This window comes from Bradyrhizobium macuxiense, from assembly GCF_001542415.1.
In the GTDB taxonomy this organism is placed as follows: Bacteria; Pseudomonadota; Alphaproteobacteria; order Rhizobiales; family Xanthobacteraceae; genus Bradyrhizobium; species Bradyrhizobium macuxiense.
In genome coordinates this window covers 8,857-31,913 of the sequence record NZ_LNCU01000112.1, presented here as the reverse complement: position 1 = coordinate 31,913, position 23,057 = coordinate 8,857, and the positions used below count along the sequence as shown (strand labels likewise).

The 23,057-nt window shown below is 64.9% G+C and carries 24 protein-coding genes and 1 tRNA gene; 11 read left to right on the top strand and 14 right to left on the bottom strand.

Annotated elements, in window-relative coordinates; genetic code table 11:
• Positions 1 to 221 precede the first annotated feature (221 nt).
• Positions 222 to 1,694: a sensor histidine kinase gene (locus AS156_RS33665; protein ID WP_066513668.1), complete on the top strand. Its 1,473-nt coding sequence runs from the start codon at positions 222 to 224 to the stop codon at positions 1,692 to 1,694.
• Positions 1,695 to 1,960: 266 nt separating this feature from the next.
• Positions 1,961 to 2,037: transfer RNA gene (locus AS156_RS33660), tRNA-Arg, on the top strand.
• A gap of 54 nt (positions 2,038 to 2,091) precedes the next feature.
• Here the strand turns inward: AS156_RS33660 and AS156_RS33655 are convergent.
• Positions 2,092 to 2,430: a YciI family protein gene (locus tag AS156_RS33655; protein WP_066513667.1), complete on the bottom strand. Its 339-nt coding sequence runs from the start codon at positions 2,428 to 2,430 to the stop codon at positions 2,092 to 2,094.
• Positions 2,431 to 2,733: 303 nt separating this feature from the next.
• Here AS156_RS33655 and AS156_RS33650 point away from each other — a divergent pair, with 303 nt between their 5' ends.
• Both AS156_RS33650 and AS156_RS33645 read left to right on the top strand, forming a co-directional pair.
• Positions 2,734 to 4,515, top strand: a complete 1,782-nt coding sequence (locus tag AS156_RS33650) for a M23 family metallopeptidase (RefSeq protein WP_066513666.1) — start codon at positions 2,734 to 2,736, stop codon at positions 4,513 to 4,515.
• Between the two features lie 223 nt (positions 4,516 to 4,738).
• A complete protein-coding gene (locus AS156_RS33645) occupies positions 4,739 to 5,116 on the top strand; it encodes a hypothetical protein (protein ID WP_066513699.1) in 378 nt (125 codons plus the stop codon).
• Between the two features lie 81 nt (positions 5,117 to 5,197).
• On the opposite strand, the gene AS156_RS33640 is transcribed toward AS156_RS33645, so the two are convergent.
• The 6 genes from AS156_RS33640 to AS156_RS33615 all read right to left on the bottom strand — a co-directional run bounded on the left by AS156_RS33640 (position 5,198) and on the right by AS156_RS33615 (position 12,714).
• Entirely contained in the window at positions 5,198 to 6,694 is a 1,497-nt protein-coding gene (locus tag AS156_RS33640; RefSeq protein WP_066513665.1) for a sugar ABC transporter ATP-binding protein, read from the bottom strand.
• Positions 6,691 to 7,788 (bottom strand): SMP-30/gluconolactonase/LRE family protein, encoded by a 1,098-nt coding sequence (locus tag AS156_RS33635; protein ID WP_066513664.1) that lies wholly within the window; start codon positions 7,786 to 7,788, stop codon positions 6,691 to 6,693. The genes AS156_RS33640 and AS156_RS33635 overlap by 4 nt, the downstream gene beginning before the upstream one ends.
• Entirely contained in the window at positions 7,785 to 9,908 is a 2,124-nt protein-coding gene (locus AS156_RS33630; protein ID WP_066513663.1) for an ABC transporter permease, read from the bottom strand. Before AS156_RS33630 ends, AS156_RS33635 begins: the two co-directional genes overlap by 4 nt.
• 70 nt (positions 9,909 to 9,978) lie before the next feature.
• Positions 9,979 to 10,995, bottom strand: coding sequence for a sugar ABC transporter substrate-binding protein (locus tag AS156_RS33625; RefSeq protein ID WP_066513662.1), 1,017 nt, complete (start codon positions 10,993 to 10,995; stop codon positions 9,979 to 9,981).
• Positions 10,996 to 11,030: 35 nt separating this feature from the next.
• Positions 11,031 to 12,002 (bottom strand): ABC transporter permease, encoded by a 972-nt coding sequence (locus AS156_RS33620; protein ID WP_066513661.1) that lies wholly within the window; start codon positions 12,000 to 12,002, stop codon positions 11,031 to 11,033.
• A gap of 19 nt (positions 12,003 to 12,021) precedes the next feature.
• Positions 12,022 to 12,714: a TetR/AcrR family transcriptional regulator gene (locus AS156_RS33615; protein WP_066513698.1), complete on the bottom strand. Its 693-nt coding sequence runs from the start codon at positions 12,712 to 12,714 to the stop codon at positions 12,022 to 12,024.
• A gap of 431 nt (positions 12,715 to 13,145) precedes the next feature.
• On the opposite strand from AS156_RS33615, the gene AS156_RS33610 reads away from it, so the two are divergent.
• Positions 13,146 to 13,337 carry a hypothetical protein gene (locus AS156_RS33610; protein WP_066513660.1) on the top strand — a complete coding sequence of 64 codons (192 nt, stop codon included), beginning with the start codon at positions 13,146 to 13,148 and terminating at the stop codon, positions 13,335 to 13,337.
• A gap of 46 nt (positions 13,338 to 13,383) precedes the next feature.
• Here the strand turns inward: AS156_RS33610 and AS156_RS33605 are convergent, their stop codons facing one another.
• The 5 genes from AS156_RS33605 to AS156_RS33585 all read right to left on the bottom strand — a co-directional run bounded on the left by AS156_RS33605 (position 13,384) and on the right by AS156_RS33585 (position 16,561).
• Entirely contained in the window at positions 13,384 to 14,622 is a 1,239-nt protein-coding gene (locus tag AS156_RS33605; protein ID WP_066513659.1) for an MFS transporter, read from the bottom strand.
• A 10-nt stretch (positions 14,623 to 14,632) separates the two neighbouring features.
• Positions 14,633 to 14,962: a hypothetical protein gene (locus AS156_RS33600; RefSeq protein WP_066513658.1), complete on the bottom strand. Its 330-nt coding sequence runs from the start codon at positions 14,960 to 14,962 to the stop codon at positions 14,633 to 14,635.
• Complete coding sequence (locus AS156_RS33595; protein WP_066513657.1) at positions 14,949 to 15,527, bottom strand: isochorismatase family protein; 579 nt, start codon at positions 15,525 to 15,527, stop codon at positions 14,949 to 14,951. The genes AS156_RS33600 and AS156_RS33595 overlap by 14 nt, the downstream gene beginning before the upstream one ends.
• Positions 15,528 to 15,569: 42 nt before the next feature.
• Positions 15,570 to 15,995 carry a MarR family winged helix-turn-helix transcriptional regulator gene (locus tag AS156_RS33590; RefSeq protein ID WP_430641831.1) on the bottom strand — a complete coding sequence of 142 codons (426 nt, stop codon included), beginning with the start codon at positions 15,993 to 15,995 and terminating at the stop codon, positions 15,570 to 15,572.
• Between the two features lie 275 nt (positions 15,996 to 16,270).
• Complete coding sequence (locus AS156_RS33585; RefSeq protein WP_066513655.1) at positions 16,271 to 16,561, bottom strand: hypothetical protein; 291 nt, start codon at positions 16,559 to 16,561, stop codon at positions 16,271 to 16,273.
• A 173-nt stretch (positions 16,562 to 16,734) separates the two neighbouring features.
• On the opposite strand from AS156_RS33585, the gene AS156_RS33580 reads away from it, so the two are divergent.
• Positions 16,735 to 16,986 (top strand): hypothetical protein, encoded by a 252-nt coding sequence (locus tag AS156_RS33580; protein WP_066513654.1) that lies wholly within the window; start codon positions 16,735 to 16,737, stop codon positions 16,984 to 16,986.
• A gap of 23 nt (positions 16,987 to 17,009) precedes the next feature.
• Positions 17,010 to 17,318: a hypothetical protein gene (locus AS156_RS33575; protein ID WP_136626578.1), complete on the top strand. Its 309-nt coding sequence runs from the start codon at positions 17,010 to 17,012 to the stop codon at positions 17,316 to 17,318.
• A 185-nt stretch (positions 17,319 to 17,503) separates the two neighbouring features.
• Here the strand turns inward: AS156_RS33575 and AS156_RS33570 are convergent, their stop codons facing one another.
• Together AS156_RS33570 and AS156_RS33565 are read right to left on the bottom strand one after the other, a co-directional pair.
• Complete coding sequence (locus AS156_RS33570) at positions 17,504 to 18,136, bottom strand: hypothetical protein (RefSeq protein ID WP_066513652.1); 633 nt, start codon at positions 18,134 to 18,136, stop codon at positions 17,504 to 17,506.
• A 128-nt stretch (positions 18,137 to 18,264) separates the two neighbouring features.
• Positions 18,265 to 18,579, bottom strand: coding sequence for a hypothetical protein (locus AS156_RS33565; protein WP_201456151.1), 315 nt, complete (start codon positions 18,577 to 18,579; stop codon positions 18,265 to 18,267).
• Between the two features lie 329 nt (positions 18,580 to 18,908).
• Here AS156_RS33565 and AS156_RS33560 point away from each other — a divergent pair, with 329 nt between their 5' ends.
• The 4 genes from AS156_RS33560 to AS156_RS33545 all read left to right on the top strand — a co-directional run bounded on the left by AS156_RS33560 (position 18,909) and on the right by AS156_RS33545 (position 22,989).
• Entirely contained in the window at positions 18,909 to 19,979 is a 1,071-nt protein-coding gene (locus AS156_RS33560) for a sensor histidine kinase (protein WP_066513650.1), read from the top strand.
• Positions 19,980 to 20,069: 90 nt separating this feature from the next.
• Positions 20,070 to 20,708, top strand: coding sequence for a response regulator transcription factor (locus AS156_RS33555; protein ID WP_245313190.1), 639 nt, complete (start codon positions 20,070 to 20,072; stop codon positions 20,706 to 20,708).
• 159 nt (positions 20,709 to 20,867) lie between these two features.
• Complete coding sequence (locus AS156_RS33550; RefSeq protein ID WP_066513648.1) at positions 20,868 to 21,236, top strand: hypothetical protein; 369 nt, start codon at positions 20,868 to 20,870, stop codon at positions 21,234 to 21,236.
• A gap of 1 nt (position 21,237) precedes the next feature.
• Positions 21,238 to 22,989, top strand: coding sequence for an OmpA family protein (locus tag AS156_RS33545; RefSeq protein WP_066513647.1), 1,752 nt, complete (start codon positions 21,238 to 21,240; stop codon positions 22,987 to 22,989).
• The last annotated feature ends 68 nt before the right edge of the window (positions 22,990 to 23,057 follow it).

Here is a 23,057-nt window from a genome sequence, read left to right as displayed (position 1 = left end):
GGAGTGCCCCCTTTTCGTCAATGTCACAGGGTGACGCAAAAGGCCTTCTTCGAAACGTCGCAATTGAGGCGAATATATCTGTTTTCGCGGGGTTTTTGACGGTGAGGGGAGGCGCTTTGCGGCACCCTGGGGGAACCCGCCGACATTAGCGATCCGTAATTTGACCGGCTTGGGGGCCGGGCCGCATCTTCCGACCCCTGAGCCAAACAAGGCTTTCTCTTGTGGCCGTAACTGACGATCAGGCAACCGCGCTGAAGCAGCGGCCCAAGCCGTCCCTCCGGCTCGGGCTGTCGGGCAAGCTTCTGCTGCTGACCATCCCCCTGGTGATGATTGCCGGGCTCCTGATCTATGTGCCCGCGATCGCCAACTTCCGCATGAACAGGCTCAACGACCGTCTGGCCGCCGCCAACACCGCGGCGCTGGTGCTGGACGCCGCGCCCTCCGGCATGGTGCCGGATTCGCTGGCGCGGCAGATTCTGACCAGCATCGGCGCCCGCGCCGTCGCCATCAAGCTGGGGCAGCAACGCCGCCTGCTCGCTAGTGCCGACCTGCCAGCCTCGATCGACCATGACGTCGACATGCGGACCATGACGGTGTGGTCGGCGATCGTCGATTCCATCGAACTGATGCTCGAGCATGGCGACCAGACTATCCGCGTGGTCGGTCCTGCACCCGGCAAGGCGCAGTTCATCGAGGTCGTGATCGACGAGAAGCCGCTGCGGCAGGCGATGTACCGCTTCTCCCGCAACGTGCTCGTCGTCGCGCTGCTGATTGCGGGCCTGACCGCCGGCCTCGTCTATCTCGCGCTCCATTATCTGTTCGTCCGCCCGATGCGGCGGCTGACTGCGAGCCTGGTCGGCTTCCACGAAAATCCCGAGAGTTCAGCGCGAATCATCGTGCCGAGCCAGCGCGGCGACGAGATCGGGGTGGCCGAGCGCGAGCTATCGGATATGCAGCGCGACCTCGTCTCGATGCTGCATCAGAAGAGCCGGCTCGCCGCGCTCGGGCTCGCCGTGTCCAAGATCAATCACGATCTGCGCAACCTGCTGGCGTCGTCGCAACTGTTGTCGGACCAGCTTGCCAGCGTGCCCGATCCGCGCGTGCAGCGCTTCGCGCCGAAGCTGTTGCGCTCGCTCGAGCGTGCCATCGCGTTCTGCCAGTCGACATTGTCCTACGGCCGCGCGCAGGAAGCGGCGCCCGACCGCCGCGTGATGCTGGTCGAGCCCGCGGTTGCCGAGGTTCGGGAATCGGCGGGCCTCGCGACGGACGCCGCGATCACCTGGATCTGTGCGATTGAGCGCGGATTGACCATCGACGCGGATCCGGACCAGCTGTTCCGTGTGCTGCTCAACCTGGTGCGCAACGCAGTGCAGGCGCTGGAGAGCCATCCCGATGCCTCAAGCACGCAGATCCGCATCACCGGTCGCCGCGAGGGGACGGTGGCAATCATCGAGGTCTCCGACACCGGCCCCGGCGTGCCGGCGAAGGCGCGCGAGCATTTGTTCGAGGCGTTCCAGACCTCCGGCCGTCCCGGCGGCAGCGGGCTCGGTCTTGCCATCGCCGCCGAGCTGATCCGCGCCCATGGCGGCAACATCCATCTGGTCGAGGGCACGATCGGCGCCACGTTCCGGATCTCGATCCCGGACCGCCCGGTGGAACTGCTTTCGATCCGAAACGAGCGGGCGCGGGCATAAGCCGGGCCGGATCCCGTCGCCAATCCAAGGGATCCCTGCATGACGCCCGGAAATGCTTGATACCGCGGCGCTTCCGGACGCCATCGTGTGCCGGAATGACCGAAAGGGCTGCTTCGGGCGCGGTTTCCGGCTCTCCCTTCAAATCGCCGGCCTGAACATGCCTGCCAGACCTTGCCAACTGGACCCGGAGCCTGTAGCTAGAGCGCTCTTTCGCGTCGGTCCGGGCCTTCCCGGACCCACACGGGCCCAAGCCCTGCCGCGAAAATGCGCCCGTAGCTCAGCTGGATAGAGCATCAGACTACGAATCTGAGGGTCGGACGTTCGAATCGTTCCGGGCGCGCCATTTTCGCCGAATATTCGCTACGCAAAGCGTCCTGTCCTGCGGTTGTATTCGCCGTCAGTGAAACGGCCGCACCTCGACCGGTGCCCGACAAGCGACGGCGGCCTTGCGGCCCCACGCTAGCGCCTCGTCCATGTCAGCGGCTTCCAGCACCCAGAATCCGCCCACATACTCCTTGGTCTCCAGGTACGGCCCATCGGTGATCAGCACCTTGCCATCGGGCTGTGCCCGCAGCGACCTCGCGCGGCTTGGCGGGTGCAGGCCACCTACGAAAATCCTGACACCGGCGGCTTTCATCTCGTCGTTGAGCGCCTCGATGTCGCGGCGCATCGCTTCGTCCTCGAGGGACGGGTCGTAGTCGTCGGGATGGTGAATAGTGACCAGGTACTTCGTCATGACGTCTCCTGTAACGGTGTTCTCTTCAACGGATCGACGAACGGCCGGACCCGGTTTCGACAAATCATCCAAGGGGCATTTTCCGTGCCGGGTAAACTCGCACCGGCGGAACGGCAATAGCGAACGGAATCGAGCGGCGGTCAAACAATCGCCTCAGGTGCATGCCTCCTTCCGCTGTGACTCGCTGCGGGCAATCAAGCCCGCCCGCAGGTGATGATCGCCCGCCCATCAACGGTGCACATCGAACGCAACCCTGCCGCGGACGTCGCCCCAGAACGAGCCGACCGGATGAAAAGTACGCCGATGACCAACCGCAGCGACGCGCGGGCAGCGAATGCGTATTCGCAGAGCATGCGCGAGGTCCTTGGCAACGAGCCGCCGCTGGGCGGCGAAGGCGGGCCGCCGGATCGGCGGACGGCCAGTTTTCGCTGGATGGCCGGGACTGTTCTGATGGGGGTTGCCGCGGTCACCTTGTTTGGCGGAGCGCTTCGTGGAGTCTTTGGCGAGCGCGCTCAATTCGCCATGTCACCCATTGTCTCCATTCAGCGCCTCGCTCGGCAGATGGTCGACGAAGCCGGGCGCGGCGACCGTCTGGACCGGAAGCCGGGACGGAAGGGCCATCCCTCAGCGATCAGGATCGAGCAGTTGAGTGACGCGGGGGCGGTCCGTCCATTTACACGCGTGTCGGCCCGGCTCGCCGAGATCGACCCGGAGCCGCATCCGGAGGACGGTCGCGCACCGGCGGGAGACGGCGAGAATAACCGGCACGCTGACCAGCAGGGGACATCGTCATCGCAGCTACCGCCCATCATTCGCTTCGGCTCGTCACGCCGTAGACTGCCCGGCAGCGTCAGCTCCTATGCTGACGACGGAGACGCGCGGTCGCCGCTGTCTCCGATCGGCGAGGCGCTCAACGTCAGCAGCGTTCCGAAGTCATCCGCCTTGGCTGATACTCATCGACATGTCGTGATCGGCAGGAGCGGCGACACGCTCTCGGCCATTCTGCGCGCGGTGGCCGCGGGAGCGGAGGATGAACCGGCGATCCTGGCGGCCTTCTCGCGGCCCGGCGGCCCGGCGACGTTGTCCGGTGGCGAGAAGATCACAATCATCGAACAGGACGCGGACGCCGGCGTGCCACGCGGTCATATCCTGAAAGTGTCGATCGAGCGGGCAGATTCGGCTGTCGCTGCGGTCGGTCGCACGGATGCGGGCGACTACCAGGCGATCGTGCCGGAACAAGCGGGCGCCGCCCGACCTGCCGAGAGTTTGTTGCGTGACACGGTCGACACCCGCCCTGTCTCTGGAGAGACGCTGCGTGACGGGCTCGACGCGCTTGCACGCTCCAATCATGTCGACGAAGCGATCGTCGCCGAGCTCATGCGCCTGTGCGGCCGCGATTTCGACCTCGGCGAGCCGCTTGGCGAGGGCGATGTAGCCAAGATCATCTACGCGCCCAACGAGCTCGGCCAACCGGAATTGGTGTTCGTCGACCTCACGGCAGGCGGACAGACGCGCCGCTACTACCGCTTCACCGCGCCGGACGACGGCAGCTCGGATTTCTACGACGAGAGTGGGCATTCCATCACCAAGTTCCTGTTGCGCAAGCCGGTCGTCAATGGCCGACTCGGCGACGGTTTTGGCTGGCGCATTCATCCGATCCTGGGTGATCGCCGTTTCCACGAGGGCGCCGATTTCGCCGCGCCCTTTGGTTCGCCGGTTGCAGCAGCCGGTGCCGGCGTCGTCGAGACCATGGGATTCGAGCGAGGCTACGGGAAATATATCAGGGTGCTCCACGACCGCGGCTACGAGACCACCTATGCGCATGTCGCGAACTTCCCGCGCGGGCTGAAGGTGGGCGACCGCGTCCGTCAGGGCGAGACGATCGCCTTCGTCGGATCGACGGGGCTGTCGACGGGGCCGCATCTCTATTACGAGGTCCGGATCAACGGCCGCAACGTTGATCCTCTCCGGGTCAAATTGTCTGGAGGTCGGGTGCTGCAAGGGGATGTCCTTGGCAACTTCGATCGCCATCGTGACAGCATCGATCAACTCGCGGGTCTCTCGATGCTTCCGCACGCCCACTGACAGCGGGTAACGCCCAATTGTGCCTCGAGGGGCCAAGGTCTGATGCGCGGGCCACAAGCCATGGCTCCGCAGGTGATTTGCGTCATGGTCAAATCGGCAATGCTGCCGCGCTCTGTTCAGCGCGGCATTTTCGTCGCATCGTCAGAACCTGCTACCCTTGGTCGGCGACAGATACATCGAAGCAATCGGTGATCGGCGCCAGCGCGGTCCAGGAGATGAATTGATGTCGGACAAGTCGATACTCGCCTCCATCCTCTGCAGTGCCATGATCCTGGGTTCGCTGGGCGCGTCGGTGCACGCGCAGACGCCGTCGAGCTGCAAGGGGACGCATGCGGGCGCCAAGGGCGCACCACTGTTCTCGCCGCCGCTCGCCAGCGTGGTGACAGGGACGCGACGCGTGCAATTCTATTCGGCGCCGAACCTGCATTGCCCGATCAACGGCGTCTTCGTCGTTCCGAAGGATGAGCTCGTGACCTACGCACAAACCCGTGACGGCTGGTCGTCCGTGATGTATGCAAATCCTACGACGGGCAACAACGTCTCGGGCTGGGTGAGATCGGCGCGACTGAAGCAAGCTGGGACGGTCGGGCCCAAGCAATAGCTTGGCCGCACGATCATGTCGCGCCGCGGCGGACTGGCGAACCGTTCGAAGGGTGCGGATTCCTGATGCCGCGTCGGGCCGTCAATGGATCGCCGCGTACATGATCTTCTCTTCGGTCGCCTCGACGGCGGAGAACTCCTCGACGACCTTGCCCTGACGCGAGACGAGGATGCGGTCGGAGAGGGCCATGATCTCGGGCAAATAGGATGAGATGACCACCACGGCCTTGCCCTCGTCGGCGAGCTGATTGATCAGCTCGTGGATCTCGACAATGGCGCCGACGTCGACGCCGCGCGTCGGCTCGTCGAAGATGATCAGGTCGGGCTCCTGCACGAGGGATTTGGCGATCACGACCTTCTGCTGGTTGCCGCCTGAGAGCTCGACCACCTTGGCCTCGTCGCCGATGGCGCGAACCTTCAGCCGCTCGGTCCAGGTCTTGCCGGCCGCATTGGTCTCGCGGCCCGACAGGATCATCCGGCCCTTCGGAAACTTCGAGAGCAGGCCGAGATAGATGTTGCGGGCGATCGAGGCGGTTTCGAAGAAGCCCTCGACCTTGCGATCCTCGGTCACATAGGCGATGCCGGCCTTCACGGCCGGTGCTGGCACCCGGTAGCGCACCGGCTTGTCGTGCAGCAGGATCTCGCCGCCGTGGAAGAAGTCGCGCTTCAACACACCTGAGACGATCTTGAAAGTTTCGGTGCGGCCGGCGCCGACCAGGCCGAACACGCCGGTGATCTGTCCGGCAAAAACCGACAGCGAATTGTTCTTCACCATCGGCGCCATCTTGAGGTTTTGTACCGTGAGGACACGCGCTCCGGCCGGCCGCACGGTCTTCTTCCGCGTGCCATAGAGCGTATTGGAGAGATCGCGCCCCACCATCGCCTGCACGATCGCCGCGCGGTCGAACTTTGCGGCGTCGTCGGTGACGACGTGCTTGCCGTCGCGCAGCACGGTGATCCGGTCGGCGAGCAGCAGGGCTTCTTCCAGCGCGTGCGAGATGAAGACGATCGAGACGCCCCGCTTCTTCAGGTCACGGACGAGGTCGAAGAAGTATTTTTTCTCCTCCGGCGTCAGCGACGCGGTCGGTTCGTCGAAGATGATGACCTTGGCCTTGTGCAGGACCGCGCGCGCGATCTCGACCATCTGCTTCTTGGCCGCTCCGAGCCCGCTCACGGTCGCGGTCGGCGTCACGTCGAAATTGAGCGATTGCAGGAATTGCTGCGCGGCGATGTAGATGCCGCGCAGGCGGTTGTAGAATTTCTCCTGCCCGAGGAAGAGGTTCTGCGCCACGGTCATGGTCGGCACCAGGCTGTTCTCCTGGAACACCATGGCGATGCCGAGGTGGCGGGCTTCCAGCGGTGTCCGCGGCATGACCTCCGCGCCGTCGACCGTCATGCTGCCGGAGGTCAGCGTCACGACACCCGCCATCACCTTGGTCAGGGTCGACTTGCCGGCGCCGTTCTCGCCGACAAGTGCGTGGATCTCGCCGCGGCGGAGTTCGAAGTCCACGCCCTCGATGGCGGGCACGCCCGCGTAGAGCTTGGTGGCCTTGCGCAGTGAAAGCACGGTATCGGTCATGAGCCGGACTCCTCGGCAAGGCCGGCGAGAGGCAGTTTCAGGATGCGGCCCGGCCCCTTGGCGATCAGGATGAGGTCGGCGCCGATCTCCAGCGCTGCAACGACACCGTGATTGACGCCGTCGACGCGGCTGTGCAGCGAGTAGAGCGGCTTGCCGTCCGCGCTCAGGCGGATGACGAGCCCGTAGGAGCGCGGCGGTGCCCACGGCTTGATGACGCCCATCGTCTTGATGTGCGCGCCCTGCATCGGTTCCTTGAACGAGAAGCCCGAACGCAGCCGCGGCGCAACCCAGTAGGCCGGATCGATCTCGGCCATCATGCGGCGGCGGTAGGCAGGTTCGCGCAGCACGAACTCGATCAGCTGGGTGCGCGCCGTGAATGCCGTGAGCCAATAACCGCCACCGGCCGCCTTCGACAGCCGCGACGGGTAGACGGGCAGGTGAGCGAGTACGACTTGCGGCGATTGCCCGCCTGCGACGCGCACTACGCGATGGCGCCAGCTCTCGCTGACCAGCACGCCGTCGCCATGGGCGCAGGCGCCGAAGGCGTAACCGAGCCGGGAGACCAGTTGCGTCACCGACCTGGCCTTGGGATCGAGCCGGAAGACGCGGCCGCTCCGGTTGAGCTCCATCAGGTCGCGCGCCCAGTCGTCGACGCCGCATGTCGTCGAGCCGTCGGTCGCGATCAAGGTGCCGTCGTCCGCCGGCGCCAGCGCGTTGATCGCATTGAAGGTCGCGTCATTGAAGGTGACGCTCGGCTCGCCTGAAGCGGGGCTTGGATAGAGGCGCACCTCGCGTCCACCGAGTGCAACCGCGATGCCACCGTCTGTCAGCGCGCACAGCGCCGAGATAGGCTGCTCGAAGCTGCGGATCTCGGTCGCGGCGTTGCCGTCCAGGCGCAGCAGGCGCCGGTCGTCCGCGATGTAGAGGTTGCGTCCATCGGTTGCGATGTCCTCGGGCGCCTCGCATTCCAGCAAGGTCGTCGCGGCCTCAAGCTTCTGGTTCGGCTTGAGCGCGCCGTCGAACGACGGCACGGTGATGGTGGCTTCGCCGCGTCCGAGGAAGCGGTTGGTGAATTCCCTGACGGCCGCGATCACGACAACTTCCCCCAGCGCTTGTCATACTGCACGAACTTCGGATCGGCGTTGTCGAGCTTGTAGCGGCCGATCCGGTTGTTGGCGATGCCGCCGAGATAGAGATAGCCGCGATGCTCGCGCATCGACGTGATCATCGGATGGTTCTCGCCGCGCAGGTCCCAGAACGACTCGAGGATCTTGCCCTGTTCGTTGAACTTGACGACGCAGCCGGTGTTGATGTTCGGGAACAGCCATTCGTCGACCGGGACCCGCTTGGCCATGCGGCGGCGGAAGCCGGGCATCTTCCAGGCGAGGTCGAGCGAGGGGCTGCGCATGCCGACCAGCGCCAGCCAGTAATTGCCGTCGGAGGCGAGGTTGATGTTGTCAGGGTAGCCCGGCAGATTGTCCATCACCACCTCGACCGTGCCCTTCTTGGCGCCCGCGAACCAATAGCGCTTGATCGAGCAGCCGAAGGTCTCGGCGAACAGGATCGACTGGCCGTCGCCGGCGACGCAGATGCCGTTGGGGAATTTGAGGCCGCGCAGCGCCGTGTGCGTGGCGCCGGTCTTGGTGTCGTAGCAGATGATGCGGCCGTTGCCGCGGGCTTCCAGGCCGTCGATCGGCCATTCGTCCATCTCGTAGCGCACGGTGGCTTCGGAGAAGAAGATCAGGCCGTCATCGGTGATGTCGAGGTCGTCGGCCAGCCGCAGCCGGCTATCGTCATTGACCGAATGCATGCTGCGATTGGTTTCATCGGTGGCTTTCTCCACCGTGCCGTCTGGCTTGATGCGGTAAAGGCCCATGCCGCCGATGCAGACGTAGAGATTGTCCTGCCGGTCGAAGGCCATGCCGAGCGGCTGGCCGCCGATATGGGCGAACACCTCCATGCGCTGATAGTCGGGCGCGAGGAAACGCATGATGTCGCCGTGGCGTGAACCGGCGTAGAGATTGTCGTTGCGATCCAGGATCACGTCCTCCGGCGCCTCGATACGGCCGAGGCCGATCAACTGGACGTCGCGCAGCTTGTCGTTCTGCTCGAACGGCCCGCCCTTGCCGATCTCGGTTGGCGGAGGCGGCGGTAGGGCGTGGTAGGTCGGCGCGACATAGACTTTGCTGATGATGCGCGTGCGGTTCTTTTGCCAGCGGATGTCGACCATGGCGGCGACCAGCAGGATGCCGGCGAGCGCCATGCGATTGATGCCGCCGCGCGCGTTCAGCGTGGTCAGGCCGTTGGTGATCAGGAGTACGATCAGCACGCCGACGAGAGACTTGGTGACCGAGCCCTTGCCGCCGCCGAGCGTGATGCCGCCGAGCACGGTTGCGGTCAGCACGATCACCTCGAGCCCGACGCCGATGTCGCCGCCGACGGTGCCGAGGCGCGCGGCGAAGAACAGCGCGCCGATGCTGGTCAGCACGCCGCTTGCGACGTAGCAAAGTGCAATCGTGCGCCGTACCGGGATGCCGGAGTTGTAGGCCGAACGGCGCGAGCCGCCGATTGCGGTGATGTGCCAGCCCGGGCGCAGCCGCGTCATGAAGACGTGGCCGAAGATCGCGATCGCGATATAGACCAGCGCGACGCTCGGAATCCCGAACACGTCACCGCCGCCGATGAAGTTCCAGGACGGAATGTCGGGGAAGGCGGCGGCAATGTCGTTGGAGTAGCGCTGGATCAGGAGATCGAAGGCCGAGCGGTAGATGATCAGAGTGATCAGCGTGGTGATGAAGGCGCGCAGTCGCAGGTATCCGATCAGCACGCCGTTGACGGCGCCGAGCAGCGCGCCGCAGAGCAGGGTGGCCGCCACCACCGCCGGCACCGGCCAGCCCAGCACGTCGAGCAGATAGAGCGCGCAGAAATCGGTCAGCGCAAAAATCGATCCGACCGATAGATCGATGCCGCCGACAATGACCACCAGCGCCATGCCGAGCCCGATGAAGCCGATCTCTCCGGCCTGACGTGCGGTATCGGCGAGGCTTGCGGGCGACAGGAAATGATCGATGGATTGGCTCAGCGCGAAGCCGACGATCAGGAGAAGGATGACCGGAACGGCAGTTTCGGTCCATCGCTTGGACAGGATCTCACCGAGGAGATGATCCGGCCAATAGCGATAACGCAGGCTCGTCAGGGTGTCGCGCATCGGCATTCCATCGCGGCTTCGAATGGCGGGGGATGGCGTCCCGGGCGCACAGCGGCCCGGGACGTTTTCGTCTTGGCTATTTCTTCAGGTCGCTGAGGTTCCAGCACGCGGTCTGGCTATCGGCGTTTTCCTTGGTGATCGGAATCAGCGTGGTGTATTCTGAACCCTTGATCGAGCCGGGCTTGGCGCCCGATGACAGCAGCCACTTGATCGTGCCCGCCATCTGCGCCGCCTGCGTCGGCACGTCGTAGCTCAGGTTGAGGTCGAAGGCGCCGGACTTCACCAGTTCGCAGGCGCCCTTGCGCTCGCCGCCGCCGGAGGTTGCGACGAACACCTTGCCGGTGAGGCCGGCTTCCTTCACCGCCGCCGCGGTGCCGATGTCCATGCCGTCCCAGAAGCCGACGATGCCGCAGAGATCGGGATTCTGCTTCAGCACGGTCTGGGTGATCGCCTTGGCCTTTGCCGCGTCCCAATCGGCCGCCTGACTCGACACCACTTTGATCTCCGGGTGCTTGGCGAGGACGTTCTCGACGCCCTTGAGCGTGTAGGCGCTGGCGGCCGCCGAGAGCGCGCCTTGCACGATGGCGATCTTGTTCGATTTGCCCTGGCAGGCTTTGACCACCGCTTCGGTGTCCTTCTCACCGATCTCGATCCAGTTGGCGCCGACGAAGGCCGAGCTGCGATAGGCCGAGCCCATGTTGATCTGAATGACGTAGATGCCTTCGTTCTCGGCGCGCTGCAGCAGTTTGGCGTAGGTCTGCACGTCCGGATTGTGGATCACCATCACGGCGGGCTTCTCGGAGATCAGCGAGGTCACCGCCTGCGCGCCGGCGTTGGTGTTCCAGTTGGGATCGCGGATCTCGAACTTCACCCCGAACGGCTCGAGTTCCTTCTTCAGGCCGGCGTACCAGCCTTCGGTGAGATCGAAGTTCATGGCGACCGGAACATAGGCCACCGTCTTGCCGGTGAGGGCCTCCTTGAAGGGCTTCTGAAACGGCTCGTCGAGGCCCTTTTGGGCCAGGGCCGGCCCGGCGATTGCCGCAAGCCCGAGTGTGGCAACGAGTATCTTTGCAGTCCTGATCACGCGCTTCACTGCTTCCTCCTTGGTTGGTGTCGTTGGCGTTTCACTCAGATGTCGCCCTGCTGCGCCGTTTCTTCGTTGCGCGGATTCAGGAAGGAATCCGTGATGACGGCGAGCAGCAGGACCACCCCCTTGACGAGATTCTGTCCGGCATAAGAGATGTCCATGATGGTCATGCCGTTGAGCATGGTGCCGATCAGCAGCGTTCCGATGATAACATTGAGAACGCCGCCGCGGCCGCCCGACAGGCCGATGCCGCCGAGCACGACGACCAGGATGACGTCGTAGATCAGGGTCGAATTGAAGATGCGGGTCGGCATCGAGTTGACGGACGCCGCCATCACCAGGCCCGCGAAGCAGCCGATCAGTGCCGCCACGACATATTGCAGGACGATGATTGGCCGCGAGGGGATGCCGGTGACGCGGGCCGCGTAGGGGTTGTCGCCGATCGCGTAGATATAGGCACCCCAGCGCGTCCGCCGCAGCAGGAACGCCACCACGATGCAGGCGATCGCGAACATCACGATCGAGGTCGGAATGCCGAGGATGGTACCCTGTCCGAGCCGCTCGAAGCCCTTCATGCCGTCGCTCCACTGTACGACGTCGAGCTGAAACAGCGCCGCCTGTCCGAGCCCGGCCAGCAGCAGGCCGGTTGCCAATGTCGCAAACAGCGAAGGTACTTCCGCGTAGGCGATCAGCCAGCCATTGACCAGGCCGAAGGCGATCGTGAGCAGCACGGCGGTCAGCAGCGACGCCGGCAGCGAGTGGCCGTCCTGCACCATCTGCAGCACGAGCCCCGGCGGCACCGCGAGTGCTGCGATCAGCGAGATGTCGATGCCGCGCCCGATCACGACGATCGCCATGGCAAGCCCGAGGATGCCGAGCACCGCGACGTTCTGCAGCAGCGTGAGCATGTTCTCTGGCGTCAGGAAGCCGCGCAGGAAGACCGAGAACGCCAGGAACAGCACGGCAAAGACGGCGAAGACGATCTCCTGTTGATTGAATCGCAATCGCTTCATTGCCTGATCCCCTTGTCGGCTATGGCTGCGCCATCTGCCTTGGTCTTGAACGAGTGCCGAGCCGGCTCTTGTTCGACAAGGCGGCACCGACGAATGTTCCGACGGCGTCGATGTATCCGTCGATCGAGGTGCCGCGCCGGCGGTACTTGGCGCGCTTGACGTACCAGTCCTGCAGCAGCGGCTTGATGAGCGACGCAGTGAGCGTGACCTGCTCGACGGTGAACAGGCCGCTGGCGACGCCCTGCTTGAGGACGTCGGCGATGATCTTCTCGGTCATGACTTCCATGTCGACGGCGCGTTGGCGCTCGGCGGGCGGAAACGACTTCGCCTCCATGAAGGCGAACACGAACCAGGGCTGCATCGCCTCGCTCATGCGGACGTGCGTTGCGATGATCCAGTCGAGGTGACGGCGGGCATCCTGCTTCACGTCGTCGGGCGGCGACGTCAGGACTTCGGTGGCCGTCGCCGCGACTTCGCCGAGGATCATCGACAGCAGCGTGGGCTTGCTGTCGAAATACGTATAAAGGCCGCCCATGCTGAGCCCAGAGGCCTCCGCGAGCTGGCGCAGCGTGGTGGCGTGAAAGCCGTGTTTGTTGGACAGTGTGAGCGTGGCGCCGATGATGCGCGCAAGATTCGGAACGGCGAGGTGCGGCTTCTGGACCTTGATGGAATCGCGATGACGTTCGAGGATACGTGCACACAGCACGTCCATCGCGAACGCATTCGTCGTCGGTCGCTGGCGCGCGAGACCCAACGTTGCCTCCTCCCATGTAAAGTCCCGGACTCGCTGTTGTTGTTGTCGGTCCGGGCGTGAGCGCTTTTGCGCCCTTGCATAATTGGTAGCCCAGGGACCAGCCGTCGGGAAAGGGGGCGGTGAAAATTTTCTGAGAGAGCGCTCGCTCGTTTTCCGACCGAAGGTCGGGGTTGACGGCGGTTCTCTGTGATGACGTCGCGTCCGGCGTGAAGTCGCCGCGACCACCGCTTCGATCGCGATGAGCCCGAGAATTTCCGGTCGGTGCGTTTAGCCGCCTGGGCAACAATGCGCGCTGTCGATGTCGGGAGACGCCGAGCCTCCCGGCGTTGCTGTCACATTTCCGCTCATGGGCGTGTGGAAGAATAGTGCGAACAACGGCTTGCTGTCCCATGCGCAAATCCGATGTGATGTGTCCCACATGCCAGGCCGGCTATCGCCGGATCGAATTGACGTCGAAGGGCGGCGTCGCGGGAGAGTTTCGATGCCTGGTCTGCGATCAGGTCCTGGAGCTGATGGACGGGTCGACGGAGGTCGCCCTGCGTCTGACCGTGCAGCCGAGCAAGACTTCCTACGCCTATTAGAACTGCGCCGCGCGAGAGCACACTCAAGCCGAGCGTCAGTAGCCGATCATTCAGCCGCGTGAGGCAGGCCGTCGGACTTGGTCTGAGCGCGCCATTGAGCGAGGGCGGCGATCGCAACGAGCGCGGCGGCAAAGCCCGCGGCGGCGCCGACGCCGAGTGCCCAGCGCGGGCCGAGATGATCGGCGACCCATCCGACGATCGGTGCACCGATCGGCGTGCCGCCCAGCGCGACGCCGAGCCGGAGCGCCATCACCCGTCCGCGCATCGCAGGCTCCGTCGAGAGTTGCATCAGCGCATTCGAGGTGTTGGTGACGGTCAGCGCGGCGACGCCGATCACGACCAATGCGGCGGCGAACAGCCAGTAGTCCGGCGCCAGCGCCGCGAGCGTGCAACCCAGTCCGAAGATCGCAGCGCCGAGCAACAGCGCGCCGAACCGCGGCCGATCGCGGCTCGCGGCCAGCAGCGCGCCCGACATCGTCCCGACCGCCATGATCGAGGACAGCAGGCCAAAGCCGCGCGCGTCGGTGTGGAAGACGCCGACCGCCATGGTCGAGATGAAGATCGGAAAGTTCAGTCCGAAGGTGCCGATCAGGAACAGCATCACCAGGGTGGTCCTGAGATCACGGCGGGACCAGACGTAGTGAAACCCCTGCATGACGCTGCCCTTGGTGTGGTGGGCGCGCGCATTCGGGCGCAACTCCGAGGTGCGCAGCAGCGAGAGCGACGCCAGCACGGCGAGGAAGGATGTCCCGTTGAACAGGAACGCCCAGCCGGTGCCGACCGAGGCGATCACGAGGCCGGCGACCGCAGGTCCGATCATGCGCGCGGCGTTGAACGAGGTCGAGTTCAGTGCGATCGCGTTCGACAGGTCGGCATCGCCAACCAGCTCGGCCACGAATGTCTGGCGCACCGGCGCGTCGAGCGCCGCGCTGCAGCCGAACAGGAAGGCGAAGGTGTAGACATGCCAGAGCTGTACCAGCCCGGTGACGGTGAGAATTCCGAGGATGAGGGCCAGCGTGCCCATCATGGCCTGGGTGGCCATCAGCAGTTTGCGCTGGTTGAAATGATCGGCGGCATAGCCGGACCACGGCATCAGCAGGAGCTGCGGTCCGAACTGCAGCGCCATGACGATACCGACGGCGGCTGCGCTGTGGTTCGTGAGCTGGGTGAGAACGAGCCAGTCCTGGGCGGCGCGCTGCATCCAGGTGCCGATGTTGGACACCAGCGCGCCTGCGGCCCAGACGCGGTAGTTGAAGCTCCGCAGCGATCGAAATACCCGTCTCATGATTGCCTTGTCATGATTGCTTTGGCTCGTTGCCGCCGTGAAACTGCCCGAACCGCCGCGCCAGGAAGACGCCGATCGCGAGCCCGCCGAGCCCAAGCGCCGCGACGTGGCTCGTGGTCCGCAGGCCGAATTCGCCGACGCGGCAGACCAGCAGATATCCGACGAGCAGATTGACGAAGCCCCAGACAATATTGACGGTCGACGTCGACAGCCCCTCTCCGGGCGGCTTCGCGAACGGGGTCTGGAACGGCTCTCCCATCATGCCGGCGACGACATCGGGGATGGCATTGGTGAGGAAGGCGCCGCCGAAGAAATAGGCGACGAGGTCAAGCCAGTTCATGTGCGCGCGTCCTTTCAAGGAGATCGATGACCGCCTGCGTCGAGCCGGTTTCGCCGAGCCGTGGGAATACATTGGCGATGCTGTAGTCATGTACGTCCGGCCGCATGTCGGTCATGGCGTCGGTGGCGAGCGTGACGTTGAAGCCGGCCTCATAAGCTTGCCGGGCCGTTGATTCCACGCCGCCGGCGGTGGCGACGCCGACGATCACGACCTGCGTGACGCCGCGCGCCCTCAGCCTGCTCTCGAGGTCGGTGCTTGCAAATGCGCCCCGCGTTCGCTTGGTCACGACGATGTCGCCTGCCTGCCGATCAAGCTCCGGAATGAGGTCGGTCCATCCGTCTGGAAACGGGCCGCTGAGGTGCGGGGCCCGCTCAGTGCGTCCCGGTGCACCGCCGTCGACATTGACCAGTGCGACCGGCAGGCCGTGCCGCCGGAACGCGGTGGCGAGGGCGCTCGCGCACGCCACGACATCTTTGATCGGATGGACGAAGGGCGAGCCCATGATGCCGCTCTGCAAATCGACAACGATAAGGGCCGTGACCGGATCCAGTGTCGTGAGGGCCATGTTGGTTCCTTTTGCTGCCGCGACCGATGCGTTGAGGCCGCATCAATCGTCGATGAGCCGCTTCAAAAGCCCGACGGCGGCCGCGAGTTCGTCCTGCTCTTGCGGCGACAGCCGTGCGGTGATGGTGCGCGACAGCCAGTCCTGCCGCGCGGCGCGCCCGGCGCGGATCCAGTCGCGGCAGGCATCCGTGAGCGAGATGATGGTTTGCCGGCCGTCGTCCGGATCGGGCCTGCCCGTGACATGGCCCGCCGCCTCGAGCGCGGCGACGGCCGAGCTCATCGATTGCGGGCGCATCCCTTCGGAGCGCGCCAGGCTCGATACCGTCGCGGGCCCGTCTTTCTCGAGCCGAAGCAGGATCGCCACCTGCGAGGGCGGCAGGTCTCCGCGATCGCTCTGCTCGCGCAGCCTGCGCTTCAGTCGTCCGATCAGCAGGCGCAGGTCTTCGGCCAGTGCCGAGACGCGTGCCATCCGGGGGGATTCCGGTGAATCGTTCATGTCGGTATCGATACAGATATACAGATAAACTGTAAAGATTATCTGTGCAGTTTATCTGCAGAGCTGATCTGTCGGTGGCAGGGAGCTCCATCCATGGTCAACGCCCCGGCAGTAGGCCGCGATCCTATGGTGTCGGGTCGACAAGGCCGTCCGCAATACGACAGCGGCGGAAGCACGAAGCTCCTCCACCGACGTCACAGTGCGAACTTCGGCGAGCTAAGATGTCTGCTGAACAGGAAGCGAATGCGCTACCAGATGACGCGTGCGCAAATCAGCGCGAGCGGCAGGATCGTAAGGCCGATCGGCACCCACTTGCGCATGTCGGCCGGATTCCGCGAGTATTGGAAGATCTGGATAATGACGAAGAAGCAGACGGCGGCGCCGAGGAGGATACGGAGCAGGTCAGCCGGCGTGTCGTAGACCGTCAACAGGCTCTCATTTTGGGGTGTGGCCACCCGGGCCGTTACCACCACCACAACCAGCAGAAAGAGCGTTCGTAGAGCGAGACCGAGGAACCGCATATCCTTCGAGCCATCCATCACTCTCTTCAAATCAACATATAGCACGAATCCGACAATTGAATAAGCATCTGCACAGCTTTGTGCGGTACTACCGCCAGATGACAACCGACTTGGTTAAACGGGTCTGTCCGATGAGGTGCGGCACGATTTCCGGAATTATCCTGTGCCTGGGCATCGCTTCGAGCGGCGCTGTGTCCGCGGCAGCACCGGCCGGACGTTGCCGTGCCGAGGTCCTCCGATCCGAGGAGCTGCCCTACGCGCCGATCGGGTCCTGGCTGCTCAAGGCAACCGTCCGGGTCACCTATCCGCACGGCCAGACGGTCGACCAGACCTTCCTGAAGAACTCGCCATGGCAGGTCACGCTCCGCCGTGGCGACAAGTTCTGGATCGACTGCGAACGGCTGCGCGATACGCGGCCGGTCGCGCTGCGATCGGCCCGCTAGCTCAAACCGTCCCGGATATGGTCATGGCAAATTTACTTCTCGATTTCGTCCAGATGGCACTCGTCGTGAGCAGCCCGGCCGCCCCGGCCACGGCGCGCGAATGGCAGCCGCCGGTCGAGCAGGTCAGGATGGTCTGCGATCAGGACTGCCACTGCTGGCGAACGCGCTATCACGAGCGCCGGCCGATGCTCGCGGGCCGCCCCGACCTGGCATGTCCGCCCGCCGCACGCCGTCCCGTTGGCTACTACGATGGCCATTACCGCGCCGGACCGGCGACGGGTGTGGACTTCGACTCCAGATACCCGGTGCGGGAGTTCGCGTTTCCGTTCTAGAGCGTAATCCGGATCCGCAGGGCCGCGTTAGCGCAAAGTGTGAAGCGGTTTTCCCTCGCGACAAACGCGGAACGCGTTTGCGCGGAGATCATGCTCAAGCAAGAAGCTACAGCGCGATGACGATTCGGTCTGATCGCATCGCGCTTTAGCGGCAGATCGAGGCGCATCCGGCGCCATGCCGTCGATCAGGCCGAGCGTTCGCCGGCCGATGCATCTTCGTCGTCGTGCAGAAGGGTCGCGAGGCGGGCGCGAAGCTCGTCGATCGACGCGAACTCCAACTTGCGGTCGGGCAACATCACGACGATGGTCCCGTCGGCGCGCATTTGATAGTCCATGTCGTTGATGGTGCCGGAGTGAAGGACGCCAGGTCCAGGTGCCTGCGGCGGCTCGCTTTGGGCAGGCGCTCTCTGCGCGCGCAGCGAGGATAGGTCGGTCCGCAACGACCTGCCTGCCGCAGGGCGCGCTGGCTGCTCCGGCGCGGCCGCGCCGTCCGGCCTGGCATCCTGTGCAGCCCGTCGCCTGGCTTCGCGCGATCTGAGCGGAGAAGGACGTTCCATCGTCGCAGTCGCAATGACGGGAGCGATTTCGGTCGGCTCCGGCATCGCCGGGTCCGCGCGCGTCTCGATCGCCTCTCGCAGCTGGTCGAGGTGCCGGACCACGAGGCCGAGCGCCGCAATCACGACCCCCGAGGCGACAAGGATCAGCCCGCTGCCGAGCAGGGCGCTGCCGAAGGGCGTTTCAAGCGCGCGGACGCCGAACAGGATCGCGGCAAGGCCGCTTCCCACAAATGCCAACCCAATGATCCAGAGCGCGAGCATGCATCCTCGTTTCTGTTGCAGCCTTGGTCGCGCAACTCAACGGCGACGGATGCGGCTCGTTCCCGACTAGCACAGCGCTCGCTGCCGGCGAAGTGCATGTCCGGGTGCATAGCCGCCCGCCCGGCACCCTATTCGCGCGCGGCCCCGTTGTCGGAATCGACGGGACCATCGAGGCGGCCGTTGGCACGATGTTTCGATGCCTGCGGATCGCCGGACCCGCTTGTTCCGCCGGCTGCCGTGGCCGCATAGGCTTCCCGCGCGCGCCTTGTTGCCGCCGCATAGCGCATCGTGGCGCTGATACTCATCAGACCTGCGCGCACCAGTCCGAGGACGGCGCGGCGCGAGTGGAATGGGCCCGTTTTGCTCGAGGCATATCCGCGCGGAAAGAGCTGTAGGCGGCCGGCGAGGGCCTCCTGCAGCGCCGCCTTCTGTGTCGCGCTCAAGCGACGGCGCTTTGCGGGCTTTGCCGTGTCGCCCAAAATAGGCGGCTCCGCGCGCGACAGTTTTCGTGGCGCAACGCTCATCCGTCAGCTCACTCCGGTCGATCGGCACGGCCTTGCTGAGGCGCGGTCCGGTTGGCACGGCCGCGTGCGCGGGCTTGTGGCCCATCGCGGCTTGCACAATTTCGCTCGTTACTGAACAGAGACCGCATTTCGGACGGCGGTGGCATCTGACGAAAGTCAGGATCAGTCATGACGAAAGTCATATTCGTTTGCGGCCGCCGCGGGCTTACGCCAGAGTGGGCGGCTCGCTGAGCTGATTTGGGCAACGAATGATCGATCTGAGCGCGGACTTGCTTCCGGCCGCAGAAGCCGACGTCATCGGCCTCGCTGTCATCGGCGCCGACAGAGCGATGGTGCGGAAGATCGGGCGCCTTGTGGAATGGCTTCCCGCGATCGGCGCCGATTGCTGCGACTGTGTGCTGCTGGTCGGAATGGAAGCCGAACTGGCGGCGCTTGCCGCGGGAGAGCGCGACATGATCGCGCTCGCAGGTGTGCGTGGCGCTTCGCCGGGGATAGCCCAGCCGGTGACCGCAGTGGTGCTGTGGAATGCCGAGCAGTCGCACTATTTCGTGATCGCCATGCCGGACTTCGCCGCGCGTCAGGTCGAAACGCTGCTCGGAAGCGAACGCCGCGCCCGCCGCCTGATGGAGCAGCAGCTCGAGGCGGCGAGCGCCGAGGTGCGCTTCGCCTCGCTCGCGCGCACCCGCCTTCGCCTCGCGCGCGACCTTCACGATACGCTCGTGCACTCGATCGTGGCGCTGCTGACCCAGATCCGGCTGATCCGGCATTATCTGTCGACCGATCCGGCGCGCGTCGCCGATGGACTTGCGACGGCGGAAGACGCGGCGGCGAGCGGCCTGACGCGCGCCCGCGAAGCCATTGCCCGCCTGCGCATGCCTGACGACCTGGAGCTCGACCTGGACGTCGAAGGACTGCTGACCGACTTCGCGGAGCGAAGCGGCATCAAGGTGTCGACCCAGATCGACGATCGTGCGCGCGCCGGATTGCGCGATTGCGCGTTGACGGTTCAACGTGTCGTCAGCGAGGCGCTGCGCAACGTTCAGGCGCATGCCAAAGCACGGCATGTGACTTTTCGTGCGTTCGAGGAGCCGGCTGCGGTCGGCCGTAAACTGGTCGTCGAGATTCGCGACGACGGGCGCGGCTTCGATACGGCGCTTCCGAAGCCCGGACATTTCGGATTGATTGGAATGGCCGAATTTGCTGAACTCGTCGGCGGAGACTGCGCGGTGGAAAGCGCACCGGGACAGGGAACGCTGGTCCGGATATCATTGCCGGTCGGGGTGCCGCCGGCGGCGTCTCCCGGTATGCTGGCCGACTGAGTTACCGGCCATCGCATTCAGGATCATGGCATTCAGGATGATGAGGCCTTCGAGAGAACGATGGAATCACCCGTGAGCAAGATCGAGAAAGTGCGGGTGCTGATCGCCGAGGACCAGGCACTGATCCGGGAAGGGATCGCCACGCTCCTTGCCCAGCAGAACGACGACTTCGAAATGCTTCCCGGCGCGGCCGACGGCGAGCAGGCCATCGAGTTTGCGCGGCGCTACCGGCCCGATGTCATCCTGATGGACCTGCAGATGCCGCGGGTCGGCGGCATTGCGGCGACCCAGCGGATCCTCCGCGAGCTGCCGCAGATCCATATCGTCGTCCTGACCACGTTCGAGACCAACGATCTGATCTTCGAAGCGGTGAGCGCGGGCGCCAAGGCGTATCTCTTGAAGGACGCCAAGATGGAGGAAATCGCTGCGACGATCCGGGCGGTGATCAACGGCCAGTCGGGCCTGTCACCCGGCGTGGCCGCGCGCATTCTCGACGAATTCAAGCGACTGCGCGGCCCACGCGTATCGGCGAAGCTGCCGGTTCGCGACGGGCTGACGGCGCGGGAGAATGAAATTCTCACCCTGATCGTCGAGGGCAAGAGCAATACCGAGATCGGCGAACGGCTGCACTTGGCTGAGGGAACCGTGAAGAATTATGTCAGCACGATTCTGGAAAAATGCCAGGTCAAGAACCGTACAGAACTCGCAATAAAGGCAATAACTTATTAAAAATAATTGCTCGCTTCTGCACGCCGTCCGGTTTCATCCCCGCCTGATTGCTCGCGTTGCCCTGTGCCGGGCCGACGAAATTGGCTATAGGATTGTTCTGGATTTGCTTTTTGCAGCAAAGCCGGATTTGCGTAGCTTCGGACGAGCAGGATTACGATCATGAAGGGCAGCGAGCGCCAGACCAGGGATACGGATGGAACCGCCGATGCCGCAGCCGCGGGAAACGGCGCGGATTCGGCTGCGCACAACGCGGCGGCGACGATCGACCAGGTCCGCGACCTTCTGTTCGGCGGCGCGCAACGCTCGATCGAAGGTAATTTGGCGGGCCTGCGCGAGGAGATGCAGGCGTCGCTGAAGCAGATGCAGGCCGACTTCGCCAACGAGATAGCCGCGGTTCAGGCGCGGGTCTCGGACCTCGAGCGCGACACCGAACAGAAGCGGCTCGACTCGCTGAAGGATATCGGTGCGTCCATTTCGCAGCTCGGTGCGGCCATCAGCGGATTGGGATCCGGCCGCACGGGAAAATAGCATGGCAGCTGCTGCCGGCCAGAACCGCGAGATCGAGCAGCTCAAGACATTGCTGTTTCAGCCAGAGGCGACGCGTCTGCAGTCGCTGGAGTCTGATCTTGCGTCGCTGCAGCGATATGTCGGCTCCGCCGACCGTCTCGAGACGGCAACCGCCGATATCCTGGTCGCAGCGCTGGAGCGGGCCGAGGTCAATCGGCCGCGCGAGCTTGCCAATGCCATCGCGCCCACCGTGGTCTCCGCGATCAGGAGCGAGATCAGGAATTCGCGCGAGCTGATGGTCGAGGCGCTCTATCCGATTGTCGGCCGGCTGGTCAGCGCTGCGGTGGCAAATTCCTTGCGGGAAATGGTTGCCGGGCTCGAGCAGCGCATCAATGCGCTGACATCGACGCAACTCTGGACGGGGCGCGTCAAGTCGCTGGTCACGGGACGTCCGATCAGCGAGTTCGTGCTGGCGGACAATCCGCCGCGGGTGAACCGGCTCCTGCTCATCGAACGCGGCAATGGTCGCCTGGTCGCGGACTGGAAGCGCGACGAGACCCCCGACGAACGCGCCGACCTGCTCAGCGCGATGGTCGCGGCGATCCTGGAGTTTTCCGTTCAGGCGCTGGCCGGAGAGGGCAATCTGCAGACGCTCGATTTCGGCGGCCGGCAGATCGCGCTGCGCGCCTCGCCGCGCTTCATCCTCGCGGCGGAGTGCCTCGGCCCGCTGCGTCCTGCCGACAACGCCCGGATCAATTCGCTGTTCTTCGATTCGATCGAGCGCATCGACCGCGGCGCTAACTGCGATGGCCCGATGCTCGCGTCGCTGGCGGCGTCGATCGAGACCGATGACACGCCGCGCAAGGCGACGGGCCGGCGCGGCAAGGTCATCCTGTTCGGCCTGCTCGCGACCGCCGCCGCGCTGCTGCTCTGGTTCGGCGCGGTGTCGGTGACGCGGAGCCTGTTGGAGCGGCGGACCCAAGCGGCGCTGGAGCAACTCGCGGCGAAGCAGCCGTTGCTGACGACGTTTCCGCTTCGGCTCGAGTTCGATCACCGGAACCGGAGCGTCGCGGTATCCGGCATCGAGCCGAGCCAGGTGGAAACCGCGCCGCTGATCAATGCGCTCGCGGCGGCTGCCGCGCCATACCGCGTCGTCGACCGGATCGGCCTCGTGTCCGCGCCGGAGCAGTTGGCAGCATCGCAGGCTGGAGTTGCCGGCCTGCAGCAGACCCTGGCGCGCCTGCAGGCGAGTGTCGACCAGATGCGCGAGGCGATGGCCGAGCAATCGAAGGCGGGCGACAGGCAATCCGCAGCGCTGCAAGCGCAATATGACAAGCTCGGCGAGCAGTACGTCAGGCTGAGCGAGCAGTCTGCGGCGCTGCAGTCGGTCGTCGACAGCCCCGCCGCGCGGTTCGAGCGCTTCATCACCTCGACGGCAGTGTTCTTCGCGAACAATTCGGACGAATTCCTCGATAACGATCAGGCTGAGCGACAGCTCGAGGAGCTCGCCAAATTGCTGGCGAACAACGATCTCAGGGTTCGCATCGTCGGCTATGCGGACCAGAGCGGCACAGAGGGCACCAACAAGGCGCTCGCGCGCAAGCGGGCCGAGCAGGTGATGCGGCGGCTCACCGCGCTCGGGGTCGATCCGGCGCGGCTGACCCTGGTGTCGCGCGCGGCGACCATGCCGATCACCGACCGGATCGACACCACCGTCGGCGGCAACCGCCGGGTGTCGTTCGAAAACGTCTATCGATCCGAAGTGTCCCACTGATGCTTACCGCGAAGGTCATGCTGCTCGGGGACATGGGGGTCGGCAAGACGTCGATCCTGTATCGGCTC